Annotated in this window: 27 protein-coding genes; 5 read left to right on the plus strand and 22 right to left on the minus strand. The window is 35.6% G+C overall.

The genetic code is table 11. The features are described 5' to 3' along the window. Positions 1-23: 23 nt before the first annotated feature. The 3 genes from ACIPK1_RS09130 to ACIPK1_RS09140 are packed head-to-tail and all read right to left on the minus strand — an operon-like array spanning position 24 to position 1,713. Entirely contained in the window at positions 24-248 is a 225-nt protein-coding gene (locus ACIPK1_RS09130; protein ID WP_005225890.1) for an acyl carrier protein, read from the minus strand. 52 nt (positions 249-300) lie between these two features. Then, complete coding sequence (locus tag ACIPK1_RS09135; protein ID WP_101699137.1) at positions 301-1,263, minus strand: beta-ketoacyl-ACP synthase III; 963 nt, start codon at positions 1,261-1,263, stop codon at positions 301-303. Positions 1,264-1,272: 9 nt separating this feature from the next. Continuing rightward, positions 1,273-1,713, minus strand: a complete 441-nt coding sequence (locus tag ACIPK1_RS09140) for a MarR family winged helix-turn-helix transcriptional regulator (protein ID WP_008378199.1) — start codon at positions 1,711-1,713, stop codon at positions 1,273-1,275. A 320-nt stretch (positions 1,714-2,033) separates the two neighbouring features. Here ACIPK1_RS09140 and ACIPK1_RS09145 point away from each other — a divergent pair, with 320 nt between their 5' ends. Beyond that, the gene (locus ACIPK1_RS09145; protein ID WP_400450581.1) at positions 2,034-2,975 is read left to right on the plus strand and encodes a GIY-YIG nuclease family protein; all 942 of its coding nucleotides are present in this window, start codon (positions 2,034-2,036) and stop codon (positions 2,973-2,975) included. 69 nt (positions 2,976-3,044) lie between these two features. Here ACIPK1_RS09145 and ACIPK1_RS09150 read toward each other — a convergent pair whose 3' ends face one another. From ACIPK1_RS09150 to ACIPK1_RS09180, 7 genes are all read right to left on the minus strand, one after another. Beyond that, positions 3,045-3,275 (minus strand): YkuJ family protein, encoded by a 231-nt coding sequence (locus tag ACIPK1_RS09150; protein WP_005225886.1) that lies wholly within the window; start codon positions 3,273-3,275, stop codon positions 3,045-3,047. An 83-nt stretch (positions 3,276-3,358) separates the two neighbouring features. Continuing rightward, entirely contained in the window at positions 3,359-4,234 is an 876-nt protein-coding gene (locus ACIPK1_RS09155) for an NAD(P)-dependent oxidoreductase (RefSeq protein WP_005235572.1), read from the minus strand. Positions 4,235-4,308: 74 nt separating this feature from the next. After that, entirely contained in the window at positions 4,309-5,541 is a 1,233-nt protein-coding gene (locus tag ACIPK1_RS09160; RefSeq protein ID WP_005235570.1) for a glycosyltransferase family 4 protein, read from the minus strand. 31 nt (positions 5,542-5,572) lie between these two features. Then, positions 5,573-6,583, minus strand: coding sequence for a glycosyltransferase (locus ACIPK1_RS09165; protein WP_005235568.1), 1,011 nt, complete (start codon positions 6,581-6,583; stop codon positions 5,573-5,575). A gap of 265 nt (positions 6,584-6,848) precedes the next feature. Further along, positions 6,849-8,576: a phosphoenolpyruvate--protein phosphotransferase gene (ptsP, locus tag ACIPK1_RS09170; RefSeq protein ID WP_008378209.1), complete on the minus strand. Its 1,728-nt coding sequence runs from the start codon at positions 8,574-8,576 to the stop codon at positions 6,849-6,851. Then, on the minus strand, positions 8,576-8,842 hold the full coding sequence (locus tag ACIPK1_RS09175; protein ID WP_003126335.1) for a phosphocarrier protein HPr: 267 nt from the start codon (positions 8,840-8,842) through the stop codon (positions 8,576-8,578). The genes ptsP and ACIPK1_RS09175 overlap by 1 nt, the downstream gene beginning before the upstream one ends. A gap of 160 nt (positions 8,843-9,002) precedes the next feature. Further along, positions 9,003-9,194, minus strand: coding sequence for a hypothetical protein (locus ACIPK1_RS09180; protein WP_005235564.1), 192 nt, complete (start codon positions 9,192-9,194; stop codon positions 9,003-9,005). A gap of 271 nt (positions 9,195-9,465) precedes the next feature. On the opposite strand from ACIPK1_RS09180, the gene ACIPK1_RS09185 reads away from it, so the two are divergent. Both ACIPK1_RS09185 and ACIPK1_RS09190 read left to right on the plus strand, forming a co-directional pair. Continuing rightward, positions 9,466-11,727 (plus strand): ATP-dependent Clp protease ATP-binding subunit, encoded by a 2,262-nt coding sequence (locus ACIPK1_RS09185; protein ID WP_185932199.1) that lies wholly within the window; start codon positions 9,466-9,468, stop codon positions 11,725-11,727. A 151-nt stretch (positions 11,728-11,878) separates the two neighbouring features. Beyond that, entirely contained in the window at positions 11,879-12,190 is a 312-nt protein-coding gene (locus ACIPK1_RS09190; protein WP_008378223.1) for a DUF1827 family protein, read from the plus strand. A 161-nt stretch (positions 12,191-12,351) separates the two neighbouring features. Here the strand turns inward: ACIPK1_RS09190 and ACIPK1_RS09195 are convergent, their stop codons facing one another. Further along, positions 12,352-13,671 carry a helix-turn-helix domain-containing protein gene (locus tag ACIPK1_RS09195; protein WP_400450723.1) on the minus strand — a complete coding sequence of 440 codons (1,320 nt, stop codon included), beginning with the start codon at positions 13,669-13,671 and terminating at the stop codon, positions 12,352-12,354. A gap of 473 nt (positions 13,672-14,144) precedes the next feature. Further along, positions 14,145-14,612, minus strand: a complete 468-nt coding sequence (locus tag ACIPK1_RS09200; protein WP_005235556.1) for a hypothetical protein — start codon at positions 14,610-14,612, stop codon at positions 14,145-14,147. 1,031 nt (positions 14,613-15,643) lie between these two features. On the opposite strand from ACIPK1_RS09200, the gene ACIPK1_RS09205 reads away from it, so the two are divergent. Together ACIPK1_RS09205 and ACIPK1_RS09210 are read left to right on the plus strand one after the other, a co-directional pair. Then, positions 15,644-16,126: a hypothetical protein gene (locus ACIPK1_RS09205; protein WP_400450586.1), complete on the plus strand. Its 483-nt coding sequence runs from the start codon at positions 15,644-15,646 to the stop codon at positions 16,124-16,126. Positions 16,127-16,145: 19 nt separating this feature from the next. Further along, positions 16,146-17,204 (plus strand): WxL protein peptidoglycan domain-containing protein, encoded by a 1,059-nt coding sequence (locus ACIPK1_RS09210; protein ID WP_400450587.1) that lies wholly within the window; start codon positions 16,146-16,148, stop codon positions 17,202-17,204. A 140-nt stretch (positions 17,205-17,344) separates the two neighbouring features. Here ACIPK1_RS09210 and ACIPK1_RS09215 read toward each other — a convergent pair whose 3' ends face one another. The 10 genes from ACIPK1_RS09215 to ACIPK1_RS09260 all read right to left on the minus strand — a co-directional run bounded on the left by ACIPK1_RS09215 (position 17,345) and on the right by ACIPK1_RS09260 (position 26,823). Then, positions 17,345-18,115 carry a hypothetical protein gene (locus ACIPK1_RS09215; protein ID WP_061054249.1) on the minus strand — a complete coding sequence of 257 codons (771 nt, stop codon included), beginning with the start codon at positions 18,113-18,115 and terminating at the stop codon, positions 17,345-17,347. A gap of 665 nt (positions 18,116-18,780) precedes the next feature. After that, positions 18,781-18,909, minus strand: coding sequence for a hypothetical protein (locus ACIPK1_RS09220; protein ID WP_258185814.1), 129 nt, complete (start codon positions 18,907-18,909; stop codon positions 18,781-18,783). A 279-nt stretch (positions 18,910-19,188) separates the two neighbouring features. Then, positions 19,189-19,593: a hypothetical protein gene (locus ACIPK1_RS09225; RefSeq protein WP_139960295.1), complete on the minus strand. Its 405-nt coding sequence runs from the start codon at positions 19,591-19,593 to the stop codon at positions 19,189-19,191. A 153-nt stretch (positions 19,594-19,746) separates the two neighbouring features. Beyond that, positions 19,747-20,202 carry a hypothetical protein gene (locus tag ACIPK1_RS09230; protein ID WP_139960296.1) on the minus strand — a complete coding sequence of 152 codons (456 nt, stop codon included), beginning with the start codon at positions 20,200-20,202 and terminating at the stop codon, positions 19,747-19,749. 41 nt (positions 20,203-20,243) lie between these two features. Next, positions 20,244-21,734, minus strand: coding sequence for a helix-turn-helix domain-containing protein (locus ACIPK1_RS09235; RefSeq protein ID WP_139960297.1), 1,491 nt, complete (start codon positions 21,732-21,734; stop codon positions 20,244-20,246). A 297-nt stretch (positions 21,735-22,031) separates the two neighbouring features. Further along, positions 22,032-23,090, minus strand: a complete 1,059-nt coding sequence (locus ACIPK1_RS09240; RefSeq protein WP_400450590.1) for a WxL protein peptidoglycan domain-containing protein — start codon at positions 23,088-23,090, stop codon at positions 22,032-22,034. 48 nt (positions 23,091-23,138) lie between these two features. After that, a complete protein-coding gene (locus ACIPK1_RS09245; RefSeq protein ID WP_016620813.1) occupies positions 23,139-23,624 on the minus strand; it encodes a hypothetical protein in 486 nt (161 codons plus the stop codon). Positions 23,625-23,814: 190 nt separating this feature from the next. Continuing rightward, positions 23,815-24,507, minus strand: coding sequence for a hypothetical protein (locus ACIPK1_RS09250; RefSeq protein WP_400450594.1), 693 nt, complete (start codon positions 24,505-24,507; stop codon positions 23,815-23,817). A gap of 28 nt (positions 24,508-24,535) precedes the next feature. Continuing rightward, a complete protein-coding gene (locus ACIPK1_RS09255) occupies positions 24,536-24,715 on the minus strand; it encodes a hypothetical protein (protein ID WP_229080283.1) in 180 nt (59 codons plus the stop codon). 644 nt (positions 24,716-25,359) lie between these two features. Further along, positions 25,360-26,823: a helix-turn-helix domain-containing protein gene (locus tag ACIPK1_RS09260; RefSeq protein ID WP_016620816.1), complete on the minus strand. Its 1,464-nt coding sequence runs from the start codon at positions 26,821-26,823 to the stop codon at positions 25,360-25,362. Between the last annotated feature and the right edge of the window lie 20 nt (positions 26,824-26,843).

A 26,843-nucleotide genomic window follows, 5' to 3' on the forward strand; every position in this document is an offset into this window, starting at 1 on the left:
AGGCTGTCTGCCTAGCCTTTGTTTTATGCTTGTTGTTTTTCTACATATTTAACTAGATCTTCAACGGTTGTGATACCATCTTCTGTTTCGATCTTCACATCGAATTCATCTTCGATCTCGTTAATGATTTGGAAAAGATCCAAGCTGTCTGCTTCTAAATCTTCTTGGATGTTCGTGTTCAATTTGATTTCTTCTTTTTCTTTTCCTAATTCTTCTGCTACGATTTCTTGAATTTTTTCGAATACCATGTGTATATTCCTCCAATGTGTTTTTCAATAGTAATTTTGTTTCGTGAACAAGTTATAAGGTGGCTAACATAGTTCCCCATGTCAATCCGCCGCCAAAACCTGAGAACACCACTTTTTGACCACTGCCAAGAGACAGTGTACCTCGTTTGATTTCTTCATCTAGCAATAACGGAATCGAGGCTGCCGAAGTATTGCCATAATCTTGCATATTTTGCAAAAATTTCTCACGGGGTTGCTTCAGCTTGCGAGCAACTTTGTCTAAAATGCGTGAATTTGCTTGGTGAAGCAAAAAATAATCAATTGCTTCATCTTGTATCAGATCATTGATCGAGGCGACCACATCACGCGTCGCAAAATCAAAGATTTCTCGTCCAATCATTTGCATACAAGCACTATACGCCGGAACGTTTTGTGAAAAAGGATTCTCATTCGTCCGAAAACCAGATGTTAAGGACATGCCTCGCGTCCCATCTGCTTTTAAAGACTCTTTGAGCAAATGCTGCTCTGAAGATGCTTCCAGCAATAGACCACCGGCACCATCTCCGAATAAAACAGCCGTCGAACGGTCGTTCCAATCCAAGACCTTTGAAAGTACTTCTCCACCGATGACCAATCCTTTTTTAGCGCCTGTTCGAATCAGTTTTTCAGCCATAGACAATGCATAAACGAAACCAGCACATGCTGCACTGATATCAAAAGCAAAGGCATTGACTGCCCCAATCGCCCCTTGGACTTGGCAAGCAACCGCCGGTGTATTGAAATCCGGTGTGATCGTCGCTACCAAGATAAAATCCAGACTTTCTGCTGAAAGCTGAGCATCTTGCAAGAGCGTTTGAGCGACGCGAATACAAAGGTCAGAAGTGTTTTCGCCAACAGCGACTCTTCTTTTTTTGATTCCCGTGCGAGAATGAATCCATTCATCTGAAGTATCCATCAAATTTGATAGATCATCATTTGTTACGATTTTTTCTGGAACATAACTTGCAGTCGCGGTAATTTTTCCAAACATATTCATCCATTATTCTCACTTATAATCTTGTAAAAAGTCATGCAGATTTTTCAGTGCTTTCAACAGTGCCTGTTCCTCTTCAGGAGACATCTGACTCAAGACACCTTTCACCATCTCACGATGAAAATGCTGATGAACACGATAAAGGAGTTTTCCTTTTTTCGTCAAACCTAGTTTGACGACTCGCCGATCATCTTCACTGCGAATCCGTTCTACATATTCTTTTTTCACCAAACGATTGATCGCGATGGTCAAAGTCCCAACAGTGATCGAAAGCTCTTTGGCAACTTCAGTCGTGGTCTTTTTTTTGTACATCCCGATGGCTTCGATGGTATGCATTTCGGTAATTGAAAGGTCTTTGAATTGAGATTTTTTCAATTCAGATTCTTCAATCACTAAGATGTCATTAAAGACGCTGACTAAGTAGTCATTAACTGTTTCTAAATTGGGTTCCATAACCTTCACCATCCGAATACTTTGATAATCAAATCATTTGATAGTCAAACTATATCGGAAGTTATTGAGAAATGCAAGAATTTTTTCGAACTTTTTTTATTTTTAAGCACATTTTTATTTGAGAACTGATTTTCTAAGATTCTAAAAGCTACGAGTTGACAAAATAATCTGTTTCCGTTATAGAGAAATTTCCTTTGAATGTCAAAGTTTATCATTGCGTTGTCTCCACTCTATTCCTATTTTTTTCTTGTCAATGGCCAGCAAACGTTGCTCTCTCCGCTCTCATCTGCTACTCTTTGAAGGAAGGAGAGGAACGATCGATGAATCCGAACAAAGAGTTTCTAAAAAACAAAGCAAATGCATTGCCTGAAAAGCCTGGCGTTTATCTAATGAAAGATCAACACAACGAAGTCTTGTATGTGGGAAAAGCCAAATCATTGAAGCAGCGTGTCGTTTCCTACTTCCGAAAAAACCAGCAGCATGCCAATAAGGTGCTTCGACTTGTTTATAATGTCGTTGATTTTGAAACCATCGAAACAGATACAGAATTGGATGCACTATTACTTGAATGTCGTTTGATCCAAGCTTTTCATCCTATCTACAACCGCCAAATGAACCATTCAGCGAACTATTGCTTTGTTGATTTGACGAATCATAGCTTCACGATCACTCAAACACCACAAATTGGCAGTTATGGCCCCTTTCGGCAAACAAAAAAATTGCCTGTGTTGTTTCAATTATTGTCAGAAACGTTTCAATTGCCGACTGTCAACGAACTGACGCTATTAACCTTACGTAAACAACTCCCTCAAATGGAGGCGTATCCCTTGGAAGAGAAGTGGCGAGAGATCGGCTGTTTTTTTGCAGGAAAGAAGACATACTGTTTTTCACTCCTTAAAAAACGCTTGGCATACCTGATTGATCACTTATTGTTTGAACAAGCTAGTGTACTGCAGCGAGAGATCCATTTAGCAGAAAGCTTTTACCAAGAAATCGTGAGGGTCAATCAGTTCATTCAAGAACCGGAAGTGATTTTTTCGATTCCCTTTGACTTAGAGGAGCCAGTATCACAGACGACTCAACTCAAATACTATCAAGTCAGCTTTGGTAAGTTGATCCAAACAAACATTCTTTCTCCCGAAGAAACATTCCAGCCACATCCGCCAGCAAGCGCTGCGCTGCCTTTAGCCCCGGAAGATCTCGATCCATTAGGGATCATCCTTAATCACCTGTACCGCCAAGAAAAAGCAGCAGATAAATAAAAAACAGCAAGCCCAAGTAGGCTTGCTGTATAGATATGAGTCAAAGACATCAAAACGTCCCACTCATTCTTATTGGATCAAATCATAGATTTCCATGGCTACAATATCAACATTATCAAATTGATAAGATTGACTTGATTCTGCTTCCGTTAATTCAAACGTTTCTGTCGAATTGTCATAAGTAACGGTACATTTTTCGACGCCTTCTTTTTCAAAACGACGTACTTGAACTTCATTGTCTTGCGCTTCGACCATCGCTTCTAAACGTTTGATGATAGCGACTAATTGCGAACTTTTCATTCGTAAGCCTCCTTTTTCTGTCCGTTATATTGTATCAAAACATCCTCTATCTTGCATTGATTTTTCGTATTTTTTTTGTCATTTTAAGATTTTTTTCCATCTTGCCACCAAAGTTTAATCAGCGCCTGCGTTCCGTCATTTTCATAGCCTTTTTCAGCCAACTGATCATACAATTTTTTAGCTAAAGTGGTGCTCGGCAAATCCAATCCCATCTTCTTAGCCTCATCCAAAGCGATCCCCAAATCTTTGATGAAATGTTTGACAAAAAAGCCTGGTGAATAATCCTCTTTTAGGATACGAGGACTGTAATTCGTCATGGACCAATTGGCTGCCCCACCGCCAGAAAGCGTGTCAATCACTCGTGGTAAATCAAGACCGGCTTGGTTCGCATAGACCAGCATTTCTGTCATCCCCGTCATGGTTCCGGCAATCATGATCTGATTGGCCATTTTCGTATGCTGACCCTTTCCTGCCCCTCCTTGAAGTTGAAACGTCTTTCCTAATACTTCAAAAAGTGGTTTTACTTGTTGGTAAGCTTCTTCATCGCCACCAACCATAATCGTTAGCGTGGCGTTTCTCGCACCAAGATCACCACCAGAAACTGGCGCATCAATACTCGCTGCTCCTTTTTCCTTCGCTGTCTGGTAGATTCGTTCTGCCAAATCAGGTGTACTGGTGGTAAAATCCACCAATGTTTTGCCCGTCACAGCCGTTTGAAAAATCCCTTGAGGCCCATAGTAAACTTCTTCAACGTCGGATGGATACCCAACCATTGTAAAGATGATTTCACTTTCTGATGCAACTTCTGTTGGGGTGTCACACCAAATTGCTCCATTCGCAACGAGTTCATCTGTTTTTGCTTTCGTCCGATTGTAAACATTCACTGTATGTCCTGCAGCTAAGAGATGACCAACCATCGCTTGACCCATGACACCAGTACCGATAAATCCTAATTTCATGCAGATCCCTCCAAAATAAAAAAGTTCATGTCTTTAGTATACGCTAAAAACATGAACTTGCGAAAATTTTCTGTTTAATCGATCGTTCGGCGAAATGCCTTTAATTTTACTTTGAATTTTTCTAACGTCTGCTCGGTTTCTTTCTCGATGCGTTCGGTTTCATAATAGGCAACCATATCATGGTAGAAAGACAGCATCGACTCACCAAAGCGTAATGCCGAGATCTCGTACATCTTCCTAGAAAGAACTTCGGGATCAGCAGGAATCTTTTGTTCATAATAATCAATAAATGCTTTTGCGAAATCCCGATCACTCTCAAAGGTGACGCCTAACGATGGATCATCGATCAAGGTGTTTAAGTAATCATTGCCTTCAACGACTAATGGGGTCCCAGCAGCCATTGCTTCCGTGTATGTCAGTCCTTGTGTTTCTGAAGTGGAGGCACTGACGAAGTAATCGGCAGCGTGGTAATAGATCGCCACTTTATCATTCGCCACTTCGCCGACAAATTGAACATGGTCAGTTAGCGCCATATCCACCACTTTTTCTTCTAATTTTTCTTTATGCGGACCTTTCCCAACGATCACTAATTGCGCATCAGGAATCTTGGTTAGAATTTCCGGCATCCCATCGATGATCGCTTGGATATTCTTTTCATAAGAAATACGACTGAGGGAAAGCAGCATGGGTTGATCCTCAGTGATGCCTAATTTCTCCCGCAATTCTTTTTTCATTTCAGATGTAATGTCCGGTCGACGAAACTTCTCGACTTCGATCCCTGTGGGGATGATCCGCATCGGTGAAACCACACCATACCCCCTCAGCGTATCGATGACTCGTTCACTTGGACAAACAACACCTGTCGAGTGGTTGGCAAATAGCCGCGAAAGATATTTCACGTGAGACGGCCGTAAGACCTTCCCATTGGCGATGTAGTGCAAGTAGTCTTCATACATCGTATGGTAGGTATGGATCACAGGAATTTGCAATTTGCGCCCCACCATTTTCCCTAACATCCCAGAGCCAAACTCGGTATGGGTATGGATCAATTCCAACTCTAACTCTTTGGCGATCAAATAGGCATACAACATGCCGCGCACTACGATTCGCCGATCTTTGAAGGACACAAACGGGACACTTGGCATGCGAATGATATCTTCTTCGTCCAGATCAGCATTGGGATCGGTCGTAGTAAAGATATACACTTTATGGCCTTTTTTCTCAAGCTCTTCTTTCAATGTCTTGATCGATGTCGCCACACCACTTACCTGGGGGAAGTAGGTGTCTGTAAAAAATCCGATTTTCAAAACGGTACCTCCAAACTTTACATTAGTTTCTTTATTCCGTATTCATCACTTTTGTATAAACTTCTTTTAGCTCATATCCGATTTCATCAATACTCTTTTGCTTGGCCGTTTCATAACCCGCTTCACTTAACTGTGGCAACGTGCCATCTACGATTCCTTTGATTTTCTCGATAAACCCTTGATTGGTTTTCTCCATGTATGCATTGTGCCCATTGCTTAGCCACCCTTTATATACTGGAATATCCCGAACAAGCACATTTTGGTGGCTGGCTAACGCCTCAAGGACCACGATCCCTTCTGTTTCTTCATAGGAAGGAAAGAAGAACAGATCAGCCGCTGAATATGCCCCTTCGATGATGTCTCCTTTGATATAGCCGGGAAACAGCACATTTTCTGGATGGTCTTCATTGACAAGGTCGCGGATCTGCTTAGGAATCGTCATCATTGGTGTATGACCAAACCAGATAAACGTATATTCAGGCAATTGTCTAGCTATTTCTACAAAATCAAGAATGCCTTTTCGTTCAAAAAACAAACCGACCGATATAATGACTTTTTGATCAGGTAAAAGCTGAAAATACTCACGAAAGGCTTTTTCTTTCTCATGATCCGGCTGATATTTGTCAAGATCGATCCCGTTTGAGATCGCTTCGATCGGCACTTGGATACCATACCCTTCCAAAAGTTCTTTCGAATAAGGGGTCGGGGTGATCAATTGATCGGCTCTGGAATAAAGATTGATCAAATATTTTTTATATAATGGCGAAAGCTGATTTGAACCGATAAATGAATTTCGAAAATCCTCTTCTGTAGAATGGGCATGGTAAATCACTTTTTTTCCTTGTCTTTTGGCTTTATTGACCATATGCATACTATTGATTCCATACGTGTTGATGTGAAGAATGTCATAATCCTCATCATTTTTATCAAGAGTAAAAGGAATCCCGACAGATGTCAGCGCTCGTTGCTGATGGGCCAATGCGCGACCGATACCTGATTTAGCTAATAATTTTTCTCCTTCAAAATAAAGAAGTACTTTCAAAGATGATTCCTCCTTGGAAATGCTTATATCTGATATTAGTATACCATAGGCGATCGCAGAGATACTCCTACCATGGTCCTAGATTTTGTTCCCCATTTAACCATGATACGGGAAAAGCTCAGGGAATCATAGCTTAATTCCAAGATATGACAAAACTGTTCGTTTTCTGAAAAAAGTAGTAAGTTGTTGCAAGTCAAATCAAACAAAATGTCTTCTTAAAACAAAAAAAGGCAACAAGCAAAAATTGCTTGTTGCCTAGAAATGATTATTTTACATACTGTTCGATTAACTCTACAACTTCTTCCATTGTATCGCAATCTTCTAATGCACGTTTTGCTAATTCTTGCATGTCAGTGGTTGACAAACGTTTCATTAAGCTACGTGTTTTCAGAACAGATGTTGCACTCATTGAGAACTCATCTAAGCCCATACCTACAAGAAGTGGCACAGCAGTTTGATCGCCGGCCATTTCTCCACACATACCAGCCCATTTGCCTTCAGCATGCGCTGAATCGATCACGTTTTTGATCAAGCGTAAGATGGATGGGTTGTATGGTTGGTACAAGTAAGACACGCGTTCATTCATGCGGTCTGCAGCCATTGTGTATTGGATCAAGTCATTGGTACCAATACTGAAGAAGTCAACTTCCTTCGCAAACTTGTCTGCTAAGACAGCTGCTGCTGGAATTTCGATCATGATTCCGACTTGGATCTCGTTAGAAATCTCAACGCCTTCGTCAATCAATTTTTGACGCTCTTCTTCATACATTTTCTTCGCTGTACGGAACTCTTTCAATGTTGCCACCATTGGGAACATAATACGTAAGTTACCATGAGCAGAAGCACGTAACAACGCACGAAGTTGGGTACGGAACATGTCGTCCCCAAGTTCAGACAAGCTGATACGCAATGCACGATAGCCTAAGAAAGGATTCATTTCATGAGGCAATTTTAAGTAAGGAAGTTCTTTATCGCCACCGATATCCATTGTGCGGACAACCACTGGTTTTCCAGCCATTCCTTCTAGAACTGCTTTATACGCTTTATATTGGTCTTCTTCTGTTGGGAAATCAGGAGAATCCATGTACAAGAATTCAGTCCGGTATAAACCGACTGCTTCTGCACCATTGTTGTGGACACCTTCTAAATCTTTTGGTGTACCAATGTTCGCAGCTAATTCAAAGTGCTTACCATCAGCCGTAACTGTTTCAGCATCTTTTAATTTTTCCCACTCTGCTTTTTGATCTGCGTAGGCTTTCCCAGCTTCAACAAATTCAGCCGCTTGGTCATCTGTCGGGTTGACGATAACGTCACCGATAATGCCGTTAACAGCTAAGATGTCGCCCGCTTTCACTTTTGCAGTGATCTCCATCGTTCCAACGATTGCTGGGATTTCAAGAGAACGTGCCATGATTGCGGAATGAGAAGTACGTCCACCGATATCTGTTACAAAAGCTTTAACAAAGTTGCGGTCTAATTGTGCGGTATCACTTGGTGTCAAGTCATGCGCAACAACGACTACTTCTTCGTTGATCATTGAAGGATTAGGCAAAGTCACATTCAACAAATGCGCCAAGATACGTTTAGCAACATCTTTGATGTCAGCTGCCCGTTCTTGCATGTAAGCATTGTCATCCATTGCTTCAAACATACCAATATACATGTCAGTAACTTCTTTCAATGCAGCTTCTGCATTGACTTTGTTATCTGTCACGTTTTGTTTGATTTGACCGATCATCTCAGGATCTGAAAGAACCATTAAATGAGCATCAAATACTTGTGCTTCTGCTTCACCTAAAGTTTGCGCTGCTTTGTCGCGGATTTGTTGTAATTCCGCTGTTGACTTCGCTAACGCATCATCTAAGCGTGCTTCCTCTGCTGCAGTATCTTCAACTGATACTTTTGAAAAAGATAAATCAGGTTGTACTAACAGGTAGGCTTTCGCAACGGCTACACCATCACTAGCAGCAATTCCTTTTAGCATCTCAACCATTATTCAGACAAACCTTCTTTTTTCATTGTTTCTACGATTGCAGCGATTGCATCTGCTTCGTCAGCACCTTCAGCAGTGATAGTTACATCAGAACCTTGGCCAACACCTAATGACATTACGCCCATGATTGATTTAAGGTTTACTGATTTACCTTTGTACTCTAAGTTGATATCAGAGTTGAATTTGCTTGCTGTTTGAACCAATAATGTAGCTGGACGTGCGTGAATCCCTGTCTCAGCAACTACGTGAAAATCTTTCTTTTCCATATTGATCAATCTCCTTTATGATACGTTTTTTTGTGTGAAGGCAAAATTTCCATGCATGCAATGATACCCGAAAAAAATCGCCCTTTCAACTGTTAAGATTACCATTTTTTTCCTCGATAGACAACCGTTTTCTCTTAAATAAACGATTGAAATAAATGTCCTATTTATTTTCTTGCACGTAACGGTAGATGATCTTCCCATTTAACCCCGCTTCTCCGACAAAAGAAGACCGGTCTTCCAACTGGAGCCAGACATCTCTAAACGCCAGAAATTCCGGCTGTTGGACAATCAATTCTTGGATCTCTCCATTGCGTAAACGTACTACTTCTGCAGCAAAATCTCTGTTCTCCAACGTCTATTCTCACCTCTTTCTTTCTATTATATAGGAATTACTTTTTATTTAAAAGACCGCTTCTATAAGTGAAATCGAAGGGAAAATTTTTAAAGGTAAAATTCTTGCAGTCTGACAAAAAGTTAGTATAATAGAATTATGGTCAGTAAAGGTCAATAACACATTATCTTGAAGGTGACCGTTACTTTGCCCACAGCCCCTTTTCTTTTACAAGCAATCAAATGCGCCGTAAAATAGGGTTGTTGGAACAAATATGAAAGGTCGTGAATCTATGCTTTGTCAAAATTGCGGCAAAAATGAAGCTTCAATTCATTTATATGCCAATGTCAATGGTCAAAGAAAACAACTCGATTATTGTCAAAGTTGTTACCAAAAATTAAAAGCACAATCTGGGAATGCTGCAGCTGCAATGGCGCAAGATCCTTTTGGATTTGGCAATCTTGATGATTTATTCCGTCAAATGTCTCGTCAAATGCAGCAAGGAAATACCCCTTATGAACAAACCCCACCGACACAAACTGGCGGTAACGGTTTTGTTGGCGGGCAACCACCACGCAATAACCAAGCACCTGCGGGTCTGCTGGGAGAATATGGCATCAATATCACTCAAATGGCTCGTGATGGTGAAGTCGATCCAGTGGTCGGTCGTGATTCAGAAATCAAACGCGTGATCGAGATCCTTAATCGCCGAACCAAAAATAATCCTGTATTGATTGGTGAACCTGGGGTTGGGAAAACTGCCGTCGTTGAAGGGTTAGCCCAAAAAATCGTTGATGGTGATGTGCCACAAAAATTGATGGAAAAAGAAGTTATTCGTTTGGACGTTGCGTCGCTTGTTCAAGGCACAGGTATTCGTGGCCAATTTGAAGAACGCATCCAAAAATTGATTGAAGAAATCAAGCAAGCGGAAAATGTGATCTTGTTTATCGATGAAGTCCATGAAATCGTTGGCGCTGGTGCAGCCGGCGACGGAAATATGGATGCTGGAAACATCTTAAAACCAGCTCTTGCCCGTGGAGAACTACAAATGGTCGGAGCAACGACGTTAAATGAATACCGCATTATCGAAAAAGACGCCGCTTTAGAACGGCGTTTGCAACCAGTACGTGTGGATGAACCTTCTGTGGAAGAAACCATTCGTATTTTAAAAGGCCTACAACCGCGTTATGAAGATTACCATCATGTGAAATATACGGATGAAGCGATCGCAGCTGCCGCTACCCTTTCTAACCGTTACATTCAAGATCGATTCTTGCCTGATAAAGCGATCGATCTGCTAGATGAAACAGGTTCGAAGAAAAACTTGACGATCCAAATCGTTGATCCAAAAACGATCGAAAAGAAATTACAAGAAGCGGAAGAACAAAAACAAGCTGCCTCTCGAGAAGAAGATTTTGAAAAAGCTGCTTACTATCGCGATCAAATCAACAAGCTTCAAAAAATGAAAGAACGTCAAATCAGCGAAGAAGAAACGCCTGTCATCACCGAAAAAGACATGGAACAAATTGTTGAAGAACGGACAAATATCCCTGTTGGGGAATTAAAAGAAAAAGAACAAACCCAGTTGAGGAATCTTGCGGATGACTTGAAAGCTAAAGTTATTGGTCAAGACGAAGCAATCGACAAAGTTGCAAAAGCGATCCGCAGAAATCGGGTCGGTTTAGGCAAACAAAACCGTCCGATCGGCTCTTTCCTATTCGTCGGTCCAACCGGTGTCGGGAAAACCGAATTAGCAAAACAATTAGCTTATGAAATGTTTGGTTCTGAAGAATCAATGATTCGTTTCGACATGTCAGAATACATGGAGAAACACAGTGTATCCAAATTGATTGGTTCTCCTCCAGGCTATGTTGGCTATGAAGAAGCAGGTCAATTGACTGAAAAAGTTCGTCGGAATCCTTACAGCTTGATTCTATTAGATGAAGTAGAAAAAGCCCATCCTGATGTATTGCATATGTTCTTGCAAATTCTCGATGATGGTCGCTTGACCGATGCTCAAGGACGTACCGTCAGCTTTAAGGACACCTTGATCATCATGACAAGTAATGCCGGAACCGGCAAAGTTGAAGCTAACGTTGGCTTCGGTGCGGCGCGTGAAGGTATCACTCGTTCCGTTTTGAATCAATTGAATAATTACTTTACACCAGAGTTTCTCAACCGCTTTGACGGCATCATCGAATTTAAAGCTTTAAGCAAGGAAAACTTGTTATCGATCGTGTCTCTCATGCTGCATGAAGTCAATCAAACCCTTAGCCAACAAAAATTGCATATCGACGTTCCACAAGACGTGCAAGAAAAATTGGTGGATCTTGGTTACAGTGCAACGATGGGGGCTCGCCCCTTGCGTAGAACCATCCAAGATCAAATCGAAGACGGCATTGCAGAATTTTATCTTGAGCATCCACAAGTACATCAACTAAAAGCACAATTAGAAGATGCAGATATAATCATTGTGACCTCCGCTGAGTCCCCTGCACCTCTTGAAGAAGCCAATCCGGCTTCTGAAGAAGAAGCATCGGGAACAAACGAGTAACAAGCTGCCAAAACGTGTAACGAAACGTTTCCTTTGCCAGACAACCATGTTTTGCCAAAAAATTGGGTAATTCCGAGTTGTCTGGCTTTTCTTTTGAAAAAAAACGCCCTATAATGTTATTAATAAATACATAGAATGTGAGGTGAGTCTGGTGAAATTAATCAATGTTACGAACAGCCATTCTCGACTAGTATTGAATCAACTTGAAAATACCGACGCGGAACTTGTAAAGGTTTACACAGCCGGAGATACAACCGTGATCTTTACCTCAGCGCCGAACCACAATGAAATTTTGCTGATCAATAAAAAAAGAACTATTCGCCCGACGGAAGTTGAAGAAATCAAAAATTACTTCTTGAAAAAATTACCTGATGGCTCTTATGATCCTGCAACGATCTCTGTGATCCAAATGCCCGAAGTGGTGGAAATCTCCATCAAAAAAACGCTATCCTCATCACGTTAGCTTTGCCTGATCATGGGTTTAAAAAATATCTATAAAAGGTGACTGTCGCAGCCCTCTTTTATAGATATCTTTTTTTGTCTTCTCTCTTCCTTCTTTTGGTTAGTACTTCGACCAACGATACCTGATGTTCAAGTAAAAAAAGAGAGCCATACGCTCTCTTTTTAAGTATATTTATTAGAAATCATCGACTGGATCATCACATTTAGATTGTGCCAATCCTTGGTACTATGAACATTGCCAAAAAATGTGAATTTCTGCGACTCATTATGGATTAGCACGCCATCAGAAACCAATATATCTGAGTCTCCTAAATTCGAACTAAAGTGAATCACATTTTCATTGTAAATTTTCAACAGTTTGTTTTTAATGACCGGAATATATTCTGGATGGTTCAAAAGAGAAATACCAATGCGAATCGGTTCCTCTTCCTGGATAGGTAAATAAGACGCTGTGATCTGAGCGATTTTCCTTAAGAAGAGGGCTTCTTTTTCTATTACAAACGAATGGCGCTGCAAGGCAGCTGCAATCAGCTCTTCCACCTCTAATACTCGTTCGTTCGTAGAGGACAAATCTTCAGTAGACACAAAACTATCCAAAAAGAGATGAAGACAGCCCCATGTATTCATCACTAATTCATAGGTAATGAATTCTTCGATCTCGTTAGAAAGATTATACTTTTGCGACAAGACAGCTACAACATCGGCAGAAAATTCGACCAGCGGATTTCCTAAAAGATTTCTCAGCTTTTGGCCCAAAAGTAGTTTTTCTTGATCCGAGATCGTTTCAGGTATGAAAAGAAAAACCCAGAAATGATAAAAAATCTGTTCTTTCTCAATATCTTGCTGACTTCTGATCGGCAGCAGCTTGATCACTTGCTTTTCCCCATCTAGTTGCTTGATTTGCTCATAAATAGTGATGGAAGCATCGTCTAACTCATTGACAATATAGCCTCTCAACACCGCATTTTCAATGATTGAAAACATAATGTCGTGCTTCACTTTTGTGGTTTTTAACGGCTCATATTCTTTAGCTGCTAATTCAACGCTGGCACGGGTTCGCTGATTGATGTATACATTACAAGCCATGATCTCAACTAAATAATGATACATCCTCACACACGGCTCTGCCCCTGTCAAATCAATGGAATCTGTATTGTTATTGATAGTAATCGGAACATTTTGGATAACCAGCATTTTCTTAAGATAGCTGATCAATTTATAACAATAAGAAATACTAAAAATCAATTCTTCCGAGATGTCCACCATACGGGTCTTTCTTTTTCTTAACAAATAGGATAATAGACGATAATAAGGAGATTCTAAGAAATATTTTTTCTTTAGATTCACAAAAATATGCAGGCTTTGTTCTTCATTTAATTCTCGTGACAAATAAACAGTTCTCTTTTTCAGCAAAAAAATTGACTCGTCAAAAGTCGTAAACTCTCTCATATCTTCGGCGATTTCATTGATCAATATTTTCACCTGATACAAAGATTTGTTTGTCGTTTCACATATTTTATCGAGAGATAGCTGCTTCTCCAAAATGATATTTCTAACAATAGTTAATTTATCTACCTGTTTTTTGGTTAAATAAAACCTATACAATTTTTCTATATACTCCAAAATTTTTTACCCGCCTTATTTAAAAAGTATCCCAGTATCCAATTATAGTAAAATAAACTTAAATTTAAGCCTCTTTTTTCATTAAACGGACAATTTTAATAAAAACTTCAGAAAAATCCCCTCTTCTTTAAAACAGTACGGGTGAAAAAAACTTGTGAAACGATTCTTATTTTTTGTAACAAAAAAGTGTTAGAAACCCTGAAAAAGAACCTGTGAATTAGCTGTTTCCATAAACTTAGAAAAAATTCGTATTCTTTCATTGATTGGTAAGTGACTTGGAGAGTAAAACCATTTTCTAGCTGGACAAATTTCTTTGAGGAATCAAGTTCATTTCAAAGAGCTTGTAATAAAATATCTTCTCTTTTTAGCCAGCAATCTTTGTATTCATAAATGTTGATGATCGACAATTCATCACTCATTTGATTGATTGACCGCATGATTTCTTCATCATCCGAATCAACATTGCCAATGACATGCAAATCATAATGAACACCAGATTTATCCACGCACTCAACGATATAGCTGATCACATCTCCCCAAAAATGTTCCAATCGATGAGTGCCGCCTGCTTTTTCTAACCTTGAACGTTCAGCGATACACAAAACGTTTTTCGAAGAGTATTGCAAGATGTTGATTTCCCCTAATGATTGTGCTAAGTAGTCAAGAACCGATTGGCGATCATCTTCTTGATCCACAATTAAATTTCTCTCTAAAATCGTATTCGTCTTGTTGCTGAAAAAGCGCACAGTCAACATGGTAGCATTCTTTTGTCGACTGAAATTTATTCTGGTTTGCAGCATTTTGATTCACTCCTTAAAAGAACTTTGATCCTCTGCTATTAAGGATATAGTAAGAACCAGCCGATTTTTATCGTCTTTTTTTCAAAAAAACTACAAATAAAATAATCATTATTCCTCATTTTTCTTTCTACTGACTTAAAGACCTGTTAATTAGAAACGAGTAGCAACTTCATAAAAATAAAAGAGACAAAAAAACTCTAAGGTTTCTTCAAAGAGTCTTATTGTATATTCTCCTAATATTATGAATCCTACTAAAATCTAGTATTGATGAGATAGTGATTCTAAACAGCTAATTTTTTTGAAATATTTTTAAAATGAAACAAGTACGGATTTATAATTTTAAGCTTGAAGCAACCTTTAATATCTCTGTCCCGTTAAGGTAGAAGATTTGTAGGTACAGATTACAAATTGAATAAAAACATTAATTGATAATTTTCAAATCTATGACTTTGATTGCCTATTCAATAGAAATGCATAAATAGAACAATACGTTCAATCCCCACCTATGCAATAGTTCATACTCGTAAAACTACTTCTATAAATAGTATCTTAAAAATGATAGAAGATTGTATTCTACTGAATTGCAGATGTTCACGAAAGAAATAACAGATATGAATCTTCAGAACTGATTCCCCTGACAGCGACTGATTCAGAGCAAATTCTCAGAGACTACGAATAACAATATAATTACTTTGCTAGGTCGAATCCTAGTTGGAACGACAATTCTTTCAACTCTGAGAAGATCTTGACTTAAAATATTAGCCAAATTGTAAAATTGCAACAAAATTATTTTCATATAAATCATTACCGCACGGACAATTGCTACACAGAAAAATATGTGGACTTGATAATCAACATCACTTGACTACTAGAAAATTTGATTAAATTATTTTATAAAAAATCAGATTAATAAAATACTTTCTACTTTTTCATTAAAAATAGCGCAAAAACGGATAATAACTTAATACATCATCATTGTATACTTTATTTAAGCAGTAAATCATCTGCAAAAATTAAAGTGAGGTTTTATTATGAAAAAAGTTATTTTGGGTACTACATTGGCAACATCTTTAATACTAGTAGGAGGAATCACTGCGTCAGCAGATGTTGCTATGCCAGAGGTTCCCTCTGTTCCATTTGCTGTTACTATAACAGAAGGAACATCTAGTTTTGCATTTAATGATATGAATTTAAACGAAACGTTCGAAATAAGTCCAGCATTATTTGTCAACGGAACAATGACAGGAACTATTGAAAACGTTGGCGGAACATTAACAAACTTAACTCGTTCAGTTAATAAAGTTACAATTACAGTTTCTTCTGATTCTGAAGGAATCGTTATCACCGAAAATGGTGATGTTGCCGTTGAAGCAGAAGCTATTTCCCAATCAGTAGCTACCAGCGTAGATACAACTTTCACATTCAATCGTCAAACTGCTTTGCTAGATGGCACACCCACTATCACAGTTACTGCATCAGATACTACTGACTTAGACAATGGCCAAGACCTTTAATTCTTAAAAAGGATAACATATGGATAAAATATCAAAACACAGAGACTCCTTTCTAAGAGTTTCTGTGTTCTTCCTCATATTGACAATAATCGCAAATATAAATATAAGTATTGCAACAGCGAATGAGACAACGAATACTTTAAAACTATCGCTTAGCGATACCGAATATGAGACATCAAGAAATACTATTACTCTTCCTTCTGATGTTGATAAAAAGTATACATTTGAAATTAAATTGGAAAACATCGGAGCTGGTGATTCATCAATAGTGGTCACTCCCTTTGCTTCAACTGCTATTTCAAGAGAATCCTCTATTTTGTACACTTCGAATACAGAGAACCTTCTCGATGATAAATACGACTTTTCAAATTATGTTACTATCGCTTCAGAAGCTATAGACGAAGAGAATCAAATAGAAATTGCTCCTAATGAATCTGTTGGTGTCAGCATTACCATAAATGTTCCAGACGACATAGAGCTTGAAGGTACTGTAATGGGTGGAATTAATTTTAAGCAAATATTAGGTGTTCAAACAGCTGAAGATTCTATTAGTATTGCGTCTGCCTACGAGTCTATCATTTTTATCAACTTAATTTTTAGCAAATATGAGGATATTCAAGATATTATTTATCAAGATTTCTCATTTGTTGCTCTTCAGGACACGATAAACCTACAATTTTATGCCCTCAACTATAATCCTATTTTAGGCAACTTAAACAATGCGCTCTACGAACTAATAAACCCAAATGGAGAAACAATTGCCTCTGGAGAGTTAGCAGATTCCGTTCTTTTAACGCCGTTAACCAAATCAAGAATGCAGATTCCTTTAATAGACGATAGTGAGCTTATTGAAGGCGAATACCGTTTAACAATAGAAACAACTAGAAAAGCGATCACCACTACTTTTTCTTATGAGAAAGAGGACTTGGATAACTTCAAAAAAGAGAACCGTCCAACGAACGCTGCCAACGTTCAGACAAATAATCAAATCCTTATCTGGATCATCTTTGTTCTCATTGCAGCGCTGGCAGCTGCAGTCATCTACATTTTAAAATCAAAAAGAAAAAGAGAGGGCTAGTTCCTCTCTTTTGTTCTGCTTCTACTTATTCCATTGGTCATCAATTATTGAGAGATTCCTTTTTAAAGAAATGTTGCGTATCTTCTCTCCATGGTTTCTTCTTTAGGAAGAAATAGAAGAAGTGAGACAAGAAAAACTGCTCATATCAAATAAGCGGTTTTTCCTAATATAAATCTAAACATATTTTTTTCAATGATCATTTCTTTTGAAAAAAATGTTGCTGTCTCACATTGGCTTTTCTTCCCTAAAAAAAACTCAGTACCAGCCTCATCCTCAACATCACTGATTGAATCTTCTAGTTTGGTAGAATCCTTATCAAGCGAGTCTTCTTCCAAGTTTGCTTGCTCGTCGTAAATAGATTCTGCTTCTTCCTTTTGGCTCTCAGAATCATCTTCGATGCCATTGTCTTCTTGCTTTTCATCGTCTTGGTCTTCAGTCATTAAATTCTCATCCGATATCTCTTCTTTTTCCTCATCCGTCTGATTCATTTTTATATCTTTCGTAAAGGTCTCTGAATCATCAATTGCTGTAAAAGTGACTGATAGGTAGTACTCAGAGTTGGAATCAAGATATTCCTTTATGTTCAATGTTGCAGCTACGTTAAGAATCATTGATGCTTCATCAGTATCCTCAATCTGAATGATTTTCTCTTCCGAACCGTTCACGCTGTTTAGTTCTGCTGAAAATGCCTTCCCGACAGCTGTGATCTCTACGCCAAAAGCACCTTCACTGCCGTTGCTATCGACGGTCAGCTGAAGATCTTGTGTGGTTTTCAACAAATAATAGTGTTCGTCCTTAAAGTCAATCGTGTTCAAATCAAAAATCAACGTTTCGGAAACCTCATCAGCCGCAGCCTCTACTGTTGGAAAGAAAAATATCGCCGAAAATATAAATAACAAACTTTTTAGCACTACATGGTCCCCTTTCTTCTTTCAGAAATCACTTTTATTTAACAAATAATCATTCGCTTTAGCAAAATCGATCTATAGATAACTAGTAGACTAGCAATGAGACTAATTCATTTTGGAGTTATGAAGCCATGGTTCACCAACTGAAAACTTAAGCCATCTGTTAGAAGTGCTTCAAATGAAGTTTTAAGGGCTATAACCGAATCATGCTCAGATAAAGAAAGTTTAGTCTTCACTAGTAGCATCTGACAAAAAGAACTTGTCCCTCGATCAAATGATTAAATGACCTCTATCACTGGCAATCTATTCTCTGCTTTCCCTCTACTTTCAAACAAGTGAAAATTTCCTGAATCACCAAATGCGCCTATGATATTTTTCTATTCATTTCAAGTGCACTTCCTTGCGGTCATCTTTAATACTACGCTCTTTTTCCAACTCTTTTTATCTTCTTTTAAAAGAATGTTTATAAATTAGGATAATTGTCTGATCATTGGACCATTGCCCCAATCACACAGCTTTCTTTCTGTATCAAAAGCACGTTTTCAGCAAAAAAAAGCCCCTTCTTATCCATTTTGATAAGAAAGGACTTTCTACGATCGTTCAATTCAAAAAGATCAGCCTTACGTACAGAGTTGCGCATACCTAGACAGGCTCGCGGGAAACGGCTCTTACATCAAACTCTTCAATTCGACATCTGGGTACTTATCTGCGAACCAACGCATCGCAAATTGATTCTCAAACAAGAACAATGGCTGGTCGAAACGGTCTTTCGCTAAAATGTTACGACTGGAGCTCATACGCTCATCCAAGTCTTTCGTAGCACAACTATTGATTTAACAGTATTTAAATGAATATATTGGTTAAAATAGTAGAATCACTTCGGATTTGAATTCCTTTTTTATAGGTCCCCATCTTACAACAATTAAATTTGTTTATCAACAACTTTTTTTAGACAAACCAACGCATTATTGATATAGTTTTTCTCCAGTTTAACCTAATGCCCCTGTCAATATCTTTTTGTAAAAAGTATTTATTCTTCCAGAAACGCATATTATAAATTCGATATCCGTTTGTTATTAAATCAAATCATATTTATTGGATAAAGAATATAAAATTTGTTGGGCATAAGTTGCCACATGTCCATTTCCTTGATATATTTGAAACCTTTTATTATTACTATTATATTTACTATCCATGAGTTCATTTTTTAAATTTGGCAAGCGTAGTAACAAAGAGATTGCACTTGAATAGTGTTTAGATAAGTATTCATCAATAGTGATAAAATTTTCTATTACATAATTTTGTTCATATTCATCACTTAACTGCACGATGTCAAACGCCTTATCCGAAAAAGCATATTCAATCATTTCATCTGAGGATTCTATCAATTTAGATGCCCATTCATTCAGTTCATTAAATGTTAAATACGAATTCATATGATAAATAAATTCAATTAAATGCTTATCATTTATAGAAACCATAAAATATCTCCTATATATTTTTTTCAAAGTGCTACCAATATATACAATAATAACTATACCAATTCAATTATCTAAATCAAAAAAATTTTACAGATTAAAAGATACTGCAATTATGCCTCTATAAATTCATATTCTATTGATAAGTAAAATTTCTTACGGTCTTTTAACCCAGCAATCTCTATATTCATATATATTAACAACTTCAAAACTCTCATTAAGATTATTTACCGCAGTAATCAAGTCATTATTATCGCAATCAATGTTTGCTACTAGACATAGCTCATCCGTAAATCCAAAACAATCTTTGTATTCTATAACGTAGGATATCACATCCCCCCAGTAATGTTCCAATTTAACATAATCATGAATGTCTTCTAATTCTGAAATATTTACAATACTGTATACATCTTTTGTCGCATAATGGATAATATTTATATTGTCTATGGACTCTTCTAAGTAATTCATTACATCGTCTATATTTTCATCCGTATCTATTATCAACGCTCGTTCTAAAGTAATTCCTGCTTTATCACTAAAAAATCTAACATTAACCATTCTAGCTTTTCTGATTTTTTCTAATGTTTGTTTGTTTGTATTCAAATTTAACATCTCCTATATAGTTTCTATTATTACAATATTTATTCTTGATTTCACTTTCCAATCATTGTTAGATTTTTATATATACATTTTTCCATGATAAGAGATTGGATTAGTAAATTTAATCTCTCCCAATTCTCTTTTTTTTGTATACAATCCATAAAAACAACATTTACTTCTTTTGATGTACTTCCTATAGCACAATCTGATATTACGATATCAGCTTTTACAACATTAGTCGTGAATTGGATAAAATTATGAGAGTACATTTTAGACAAAATATTCTTAACAACGTTGATATATTCTGGCTGATTAATTCCAGTCACTGCTATATAAATTAAATCATCCTCTTGAAACAAAATATTGGATGCAATAATTTGTGTTAGTTTCTTAATATAAATCATATCTTTTTCATCAAGGATACCTGTTTCATTTGCTGATTCTAAGACTATTTGTTCTATATCCGTCATTCTTTTTTGAGTACTGCTTAGAATTTCTCTTGACAAAAAATTCTCTGTAAATAAATGAGTGTAACTCCATGTATTTATAACAATCTCATAAAAGATAATATTTAGCGTTTTAGTGTCTACAAAATATTTATTACGAAGTTTGTTAGTTACTTTTTCAGAAAAGTCAACAATGGTAATATGATTAAGCGATTTTAACTTTTTTCCTCTGTTACATTTTTCATCATCACTAATGAACTCAGGAATAAATATATATCCCCAAAAACTGTAATACACTAGCTCTTTTTTTATTGTATCTGTATTTTTAAGAGGTAACTTTTCTATAATTGGAAGACTATCATCTACATTTTCCATACAGCTTAAAAGCTCCAAATCATGATTTTCCACATTCTCCACAAAATACCCCTGAGATATTGCATTTTCCATTATAGAAAACATTAGTTGGTGCTTTGCTCTTGTTGTATCCATCGCGTCATAATTTTCAGAAACAGGGTCTTTAATTGAAATAAAACTGTTGTTCAAATAAGTATCGCAAGCCATCAATTCAAATAGATAGTGATACATTCTTATGCACGCTTCAGCCCCTGAAATATGTATCCAATCTGCATTCTTCTTTATGAAAATAGGAATCTTTTGTGTAGTAAATACCCTTTTTATATATTCGAGCAATTTGTAACAATACGAAACACTGAACATCAAATCTTCTGATATATCTACAATCTTTGTTTTACGATGTTTAAATAAGTAATTTATCAACTGATAATATTGAGAGTATTTAAAATAAATTTTTTTTATTTTTCCGAAAACCTCAATTTTTTTCATATTATCTGAAGCTAATTCAAAGTATAATTTACCATCATTTTCTTTCAAAAAGAAAATATCATCCTCAATAAATCTATCAGCATCATGATTTATTTCTAAAACCAGGTGTTTAATTTGTGTGGTACTCTTATTCAGTTCTTCACATAAGCTTTTGACAGAAACCTCATCATTAATAAGTGTTTTCTTCAATATGATTAATTTGTTTACTTGCTTCTTTGTTATGAACAAGCTATAGACTTTTTCAATGTAATACATTTCAAATCCTCCGATTATTGTAATTTCCTTATCAAAAAAGAACTTAAAGCTTGTAAGGAATATAAGATTCAAATAATTATTAGATTTGTCATCTTAGGCACATACACTCCACTACTAAAAAAAAGCAGCTATACAATTAAATTTCAACAATCCATATATCTTTATCATCCAATCTATAAAAATTATCTTCTTAAATACTATAACACTATAAACAACCTATGGATTATCCTCATTTTTATGATTTTAAACAAAACATAATAAAATAAAAAGTTGACAAAAAAAAAGTCTGAATATTTATTATTCAGACTTTTTTTGTTTGCGATACAGCAAAATAATGGTGATAATAAGAAGAGCAACGATTGCTGTTAATAAAACAATTACCCATATGTTTGAGTCTTGACTTACAACTACATTATTTGAATCTTCTACTTGCTTTGATATTTCTTCCAATTCTTCCTTTGTGTAATTAAATTTAGTAATTTTTTCTTCACCATCAACAGTTATTATGAACTGATATTCTCCAGACATTAATTCCGCATCACTAACTAAGGGAATGTTTAATTTCGTTTTTGTAACAGGAGTTAAAGTAAGTACTTCTTCTTCAAATTCACCTTCTGAAATTATATCTCCTTTTGGGTTAATGACTTTGTAGGGACCACTTTCTGCATATTCCACTATGGGATTATTATTAATTACAGAGAAACTTAAAACTATAGAATTCTGTGAATTGATAAATTCAAATTCACCATAGTCTTGCTCTTTTTCAGAATCTAACTCATTCATTTTGAGGCGAAACAAGACTACCTTTTCATAAACATGGACAATATCTGCAGAATTCTCGTTTTTTTGCTCACTCAGTGTTTGAGAAAAATTTAAACCACCTAGAATTTCTCCATCAAGTTCTTTGTTTAAGTTAACAACAACGGATATATCTTCACTTTGATTAGCCTTGACTTGGACTATACCATCTTTTAATTCACCGTTATCATTAGTTATCTTCACATACTTACTAAAGTCATAATCTTTATCCATTAGATTTTCTGTATTTTCCACATAAGTTATTCCAGCCATCGTCGATATAGCAACTGATGTATATACATTAACGTCTAAATCTTTATTACCAATATTGGTAATCGTCGCTGTAAACTCATAATTGTTGTTAAGTTCAGGAGTAAATTGCATATAGCTATCTCTATACTCATATTCTTTAGGATGAACATCAACTAATATTGATGCATCAGTATCCTCCGAAGCAAAAACTTCCTGTATGTAAAATAAACTACCTATTAATAAAACGAATATAAGAGAAAACACGTTATCAAAAACGCGTTTTCTCATTTTACTTTTATTTTCCATCATGACTCCTGTTTTCTTATATCTTTGTTGTATTAATCATTTCAATCCTCAGGGCGTTACTGTGGTAGAATCAATTAAACTTACTGTAATCTTATACGAATCTGAATCCGAGGCATTATACAATGTTGGGTCAAGAGTAGCTTCAATAATAACATCACCTGTATTTCTAGTTCCGCTATTTGTTTCAGAAATATTTGAATCACCTGCATTCACAAAGGCTGCATCTAAACCAGCACCATCAGTTGATACGTCTATTGTGAAACGCCCTGCAATATTTGCAAAAGTTCTATTTTGGATATCATACGTAACAGAAAATGTTTCAGGGTTAAGTGGCTTTTCATTCTCGAAATCAATTTGTGCAAAATCGAAATCTACAGAAGTAACATCTGGATTAGTTAATGCAAGACTTCCGCTTACTCGACCTTCTTCAACGTTTACTGCCTTTGTTGACTCCTCAGTTGCGTGAACTGTATTCGTAAATCCGATTGCTGATAGAGCAAGTATTGCTGTTGATGCTAAAAGAGTTTTTTTCATTAATGTATCCTCCTAATTTTGTAATTGTGAAATCTATTACAATTAAAATTATACAGGAAATCTCTAAGCTATCTTATCTAATATTTTCGCAATCTCAAAAAAAAGGGATAATAACCTCTCATAGCGTTATTCATTAATACATTTACTTCTTTTGATTCATTTAATAATGATAAAATTCAAGAAACCTATCTTATGAATTTTCACCAGAATTATCTTGGTCTGATATATTTTGATTGTCATTGTTATCTTCTTCATCTAAGTCACTTTCATCATTTTCACTTTCGCTCATATCCTTAACATCTGAATCATCTGGTTTTTCATCAATAATTTCCCCAGATGAACTAGTTGAGTTATCGTCCTTTTTATTATTGCTCAAAGTGTTTTCATCAAGAGAGCTACTTGTTTTGTCATTTTCAAACTCTGAAATATCATCAAAACTATCTACATTTTTTTTCACAAAAGTAAATGTAATAGCAGTTTCATTCTCTGGTGAATGTTCATATTCATCCATACTCAAAACGACTTCATAATTTAAATTTACTTCTCCTTGGTTTGATGTTGGTAAAAGGATTCCAGAATAGGTATTGCTTAAAGTATCTATAAACCTAGCAGTAAGCCCCTTACCTTCAGTGGATATTACCAATGAATAATCTAAAGAAGAATTTACATCATATTTTATCTTCACAGTTTCAATTTGTTTTACTGTTCTAGTTGAAAAGTCTAAATCGTTCAATGATAAAGTAACTTCATCAGCCTCAATGTTTATCTCATCTTTAATTTCATTAGCTAAACTTTGTGTGCCGAAAATTATTAACACAAATAGTATACAGCAATTAAGAAATATTATTTTACTTTTTTGTAAAAACATAAAAATAGTATTCATATTGTTTCTCCTTTACCAATACTACTATCTAATTAATGGGACGATTTTCTATATTGTTTGCTATTATCTCACAGGTTTTTTCTAATAAAATAAAATCCGCTCTATTTTTCCTAGCTATTTTCACTTTTTTCATAAAGACTGATTTTTTCTTAGATTCATTCACTGTTTCACGAATATTATTTTCAACTAGATATTTCAAGCTATTCAAGTCACATTCCCTGAGTAAATTTTCACTTGTATTGTCATTTATTGTCTGAAAATGATACTCGAGAAATCTACTATTATTCATGACTTTTCTATATCTGTTTCTACTTACTAACAATTTCCCCCAACTTTCTTTTGGTAACCCAGATTTAAAATATAAAATTTGTTTTAATGAAAAAATATTTTAATATGATTAATAGAAGCTATTTTCTTAATCTCTGCACATAATTATTCCCCATGCTTTTCACATTAACCACATCTCCAATTTATACTTTTAAGTAATTCACATCCTTCTAACTTCGTAGAATCTATATTCTATAGTTTAAATGACAAATGTTAACTAAAACCACTTTAATCTCCTTTGGGAATTATCTCACATTTATAATACTCCACCTTTATATTGGACACTTATCTTCTTTTATTTATAATATTTAAATATTAGAGAATTATAATCTTTTTTGCGTACTCTTAAATAGAAAATTGTAAGTTGTTAGTATTTAATGTAAAAACAAAGTTATTCTTCCATGTCTTTTGAACTCAATGAATTCTTCAAATTTTAGATTTTTTTCAGATATATGAGTTTGTACCATAAAGATGTTATTTCCTAATCCTGCACATATTTTTAAGTTTGTATTTAGTCTAAATATATTATCCTAGTTTTGATATAATTCTTGCTTGAACCACTGAATTTAAATTATCCCAATGGTCCTTATTATGTATATCCCTAAAAAAAGCAAAATCCTGCGAATTGTCATGGTTTAGAATACCATCCGAGACTAATATATCTGCTTCATTATGATTAGAACTAAATTTAATGATTTTCTCATTGAAAATTGCAAGCAATTTATTTTGAATAACAGGTACATATTCAGGATGATGTAACATAGATATGGCAATAACCACAGTTTCTTTATTTTGAACAGGTAAAAAATAAGATAAGATGTGGGATAATTTATTTGCAAAAAGTTCTTTATCTCCAACTTGTAATTCGAAATTTAAGACTGTATTTAAAATAATATTTTGAACTTCATGAATTCTGTTATCATTACTATATTGACTAGTGGTGCCATTTAGATTTTCAAAATAAATATTTTGATAAGCCCAAGTATTAATAATACATTCATATAAAATAATATTTTCAACGTCATATTTTATATGAAACTTCTCCGACAATGCCTCTAAAACAGCAACTGAGAAATCAACTATTTTGTTACCTTTTATAGATTTAAATTTCTCCCCTAAAAAAACTTTGTCTCTTTTACTTGTAGTTTCTGGAATTAAAAGCTGTCTGCAAAAATAAAAAAAAGCAAGCTCGTTTTCTTTTTCTTCCATATTATTAATTGGAATTAATTTTGTTAATGAAATATCTTCATATAATTCTTTCATAATATTAAATATTTCGAGGGATTTTTTATCTAGGTCTTGAACTAAATACCCACGAGAAACGGCATTTTCTAGGATTGATAAAAGAATTTCATGTTTCACTTTAGTAGTTTGTAGACTTTTATAATTTTCACCAACTAAGTCGATATTCACCCTTGTTTGTCTATCTGCAAAAACATTATATGCCATCACTTGTACTAAATAATGATAAGTTCTTATATACTTCTCATTACCTTCCAAGGAAATTGATTCGAAATCGCTGTTTATAGTGATTGGAATTCTTTGTGATTCAAAAATATCTCTTAAACGGCTAATCAATTTATAGCTATATGATTTACTAAACATTAATTTTTCTGAAATATCTACCACACGTGTCTTGCGATATTTTAATAAATAGAGCAATAAACGAAAAAAAGGTGATTCATCAAAAAACTTTTTCTTAAGATTAACAAACACATTCAGTAAAAGTTCTTGACTAAATCCTTCGATTAATCCTATAGTATTTTTTTCTTGAAAAAACAATGATGAAAAATCATACTCCAATTGTCCAACATTCTCTTCTAATTCAACCAATAATATTTTTGTTTGATACATTGTTATGTTTAATATTTCACTTAATTTATTCAATGAAATATATTTTTCTGTTACTACAACCGTAAATAATTTCAACTTTTCATTTTGCTTTCTTGTTAGATAGTGACTGCTAAAAGTATTCATTATATATTCCATTCATTTTACCAACCTTTATT

The sequence above is a fragment of the Enterococcus sp. NPDC086594 genome, assembly GCF_044746145.1.
GTDB lineage: Bacteria > Bacillota > Bacilli > Lactobacillales > Enterococcaceae > Enterococcus_D > Enterococcus_D entomosocium.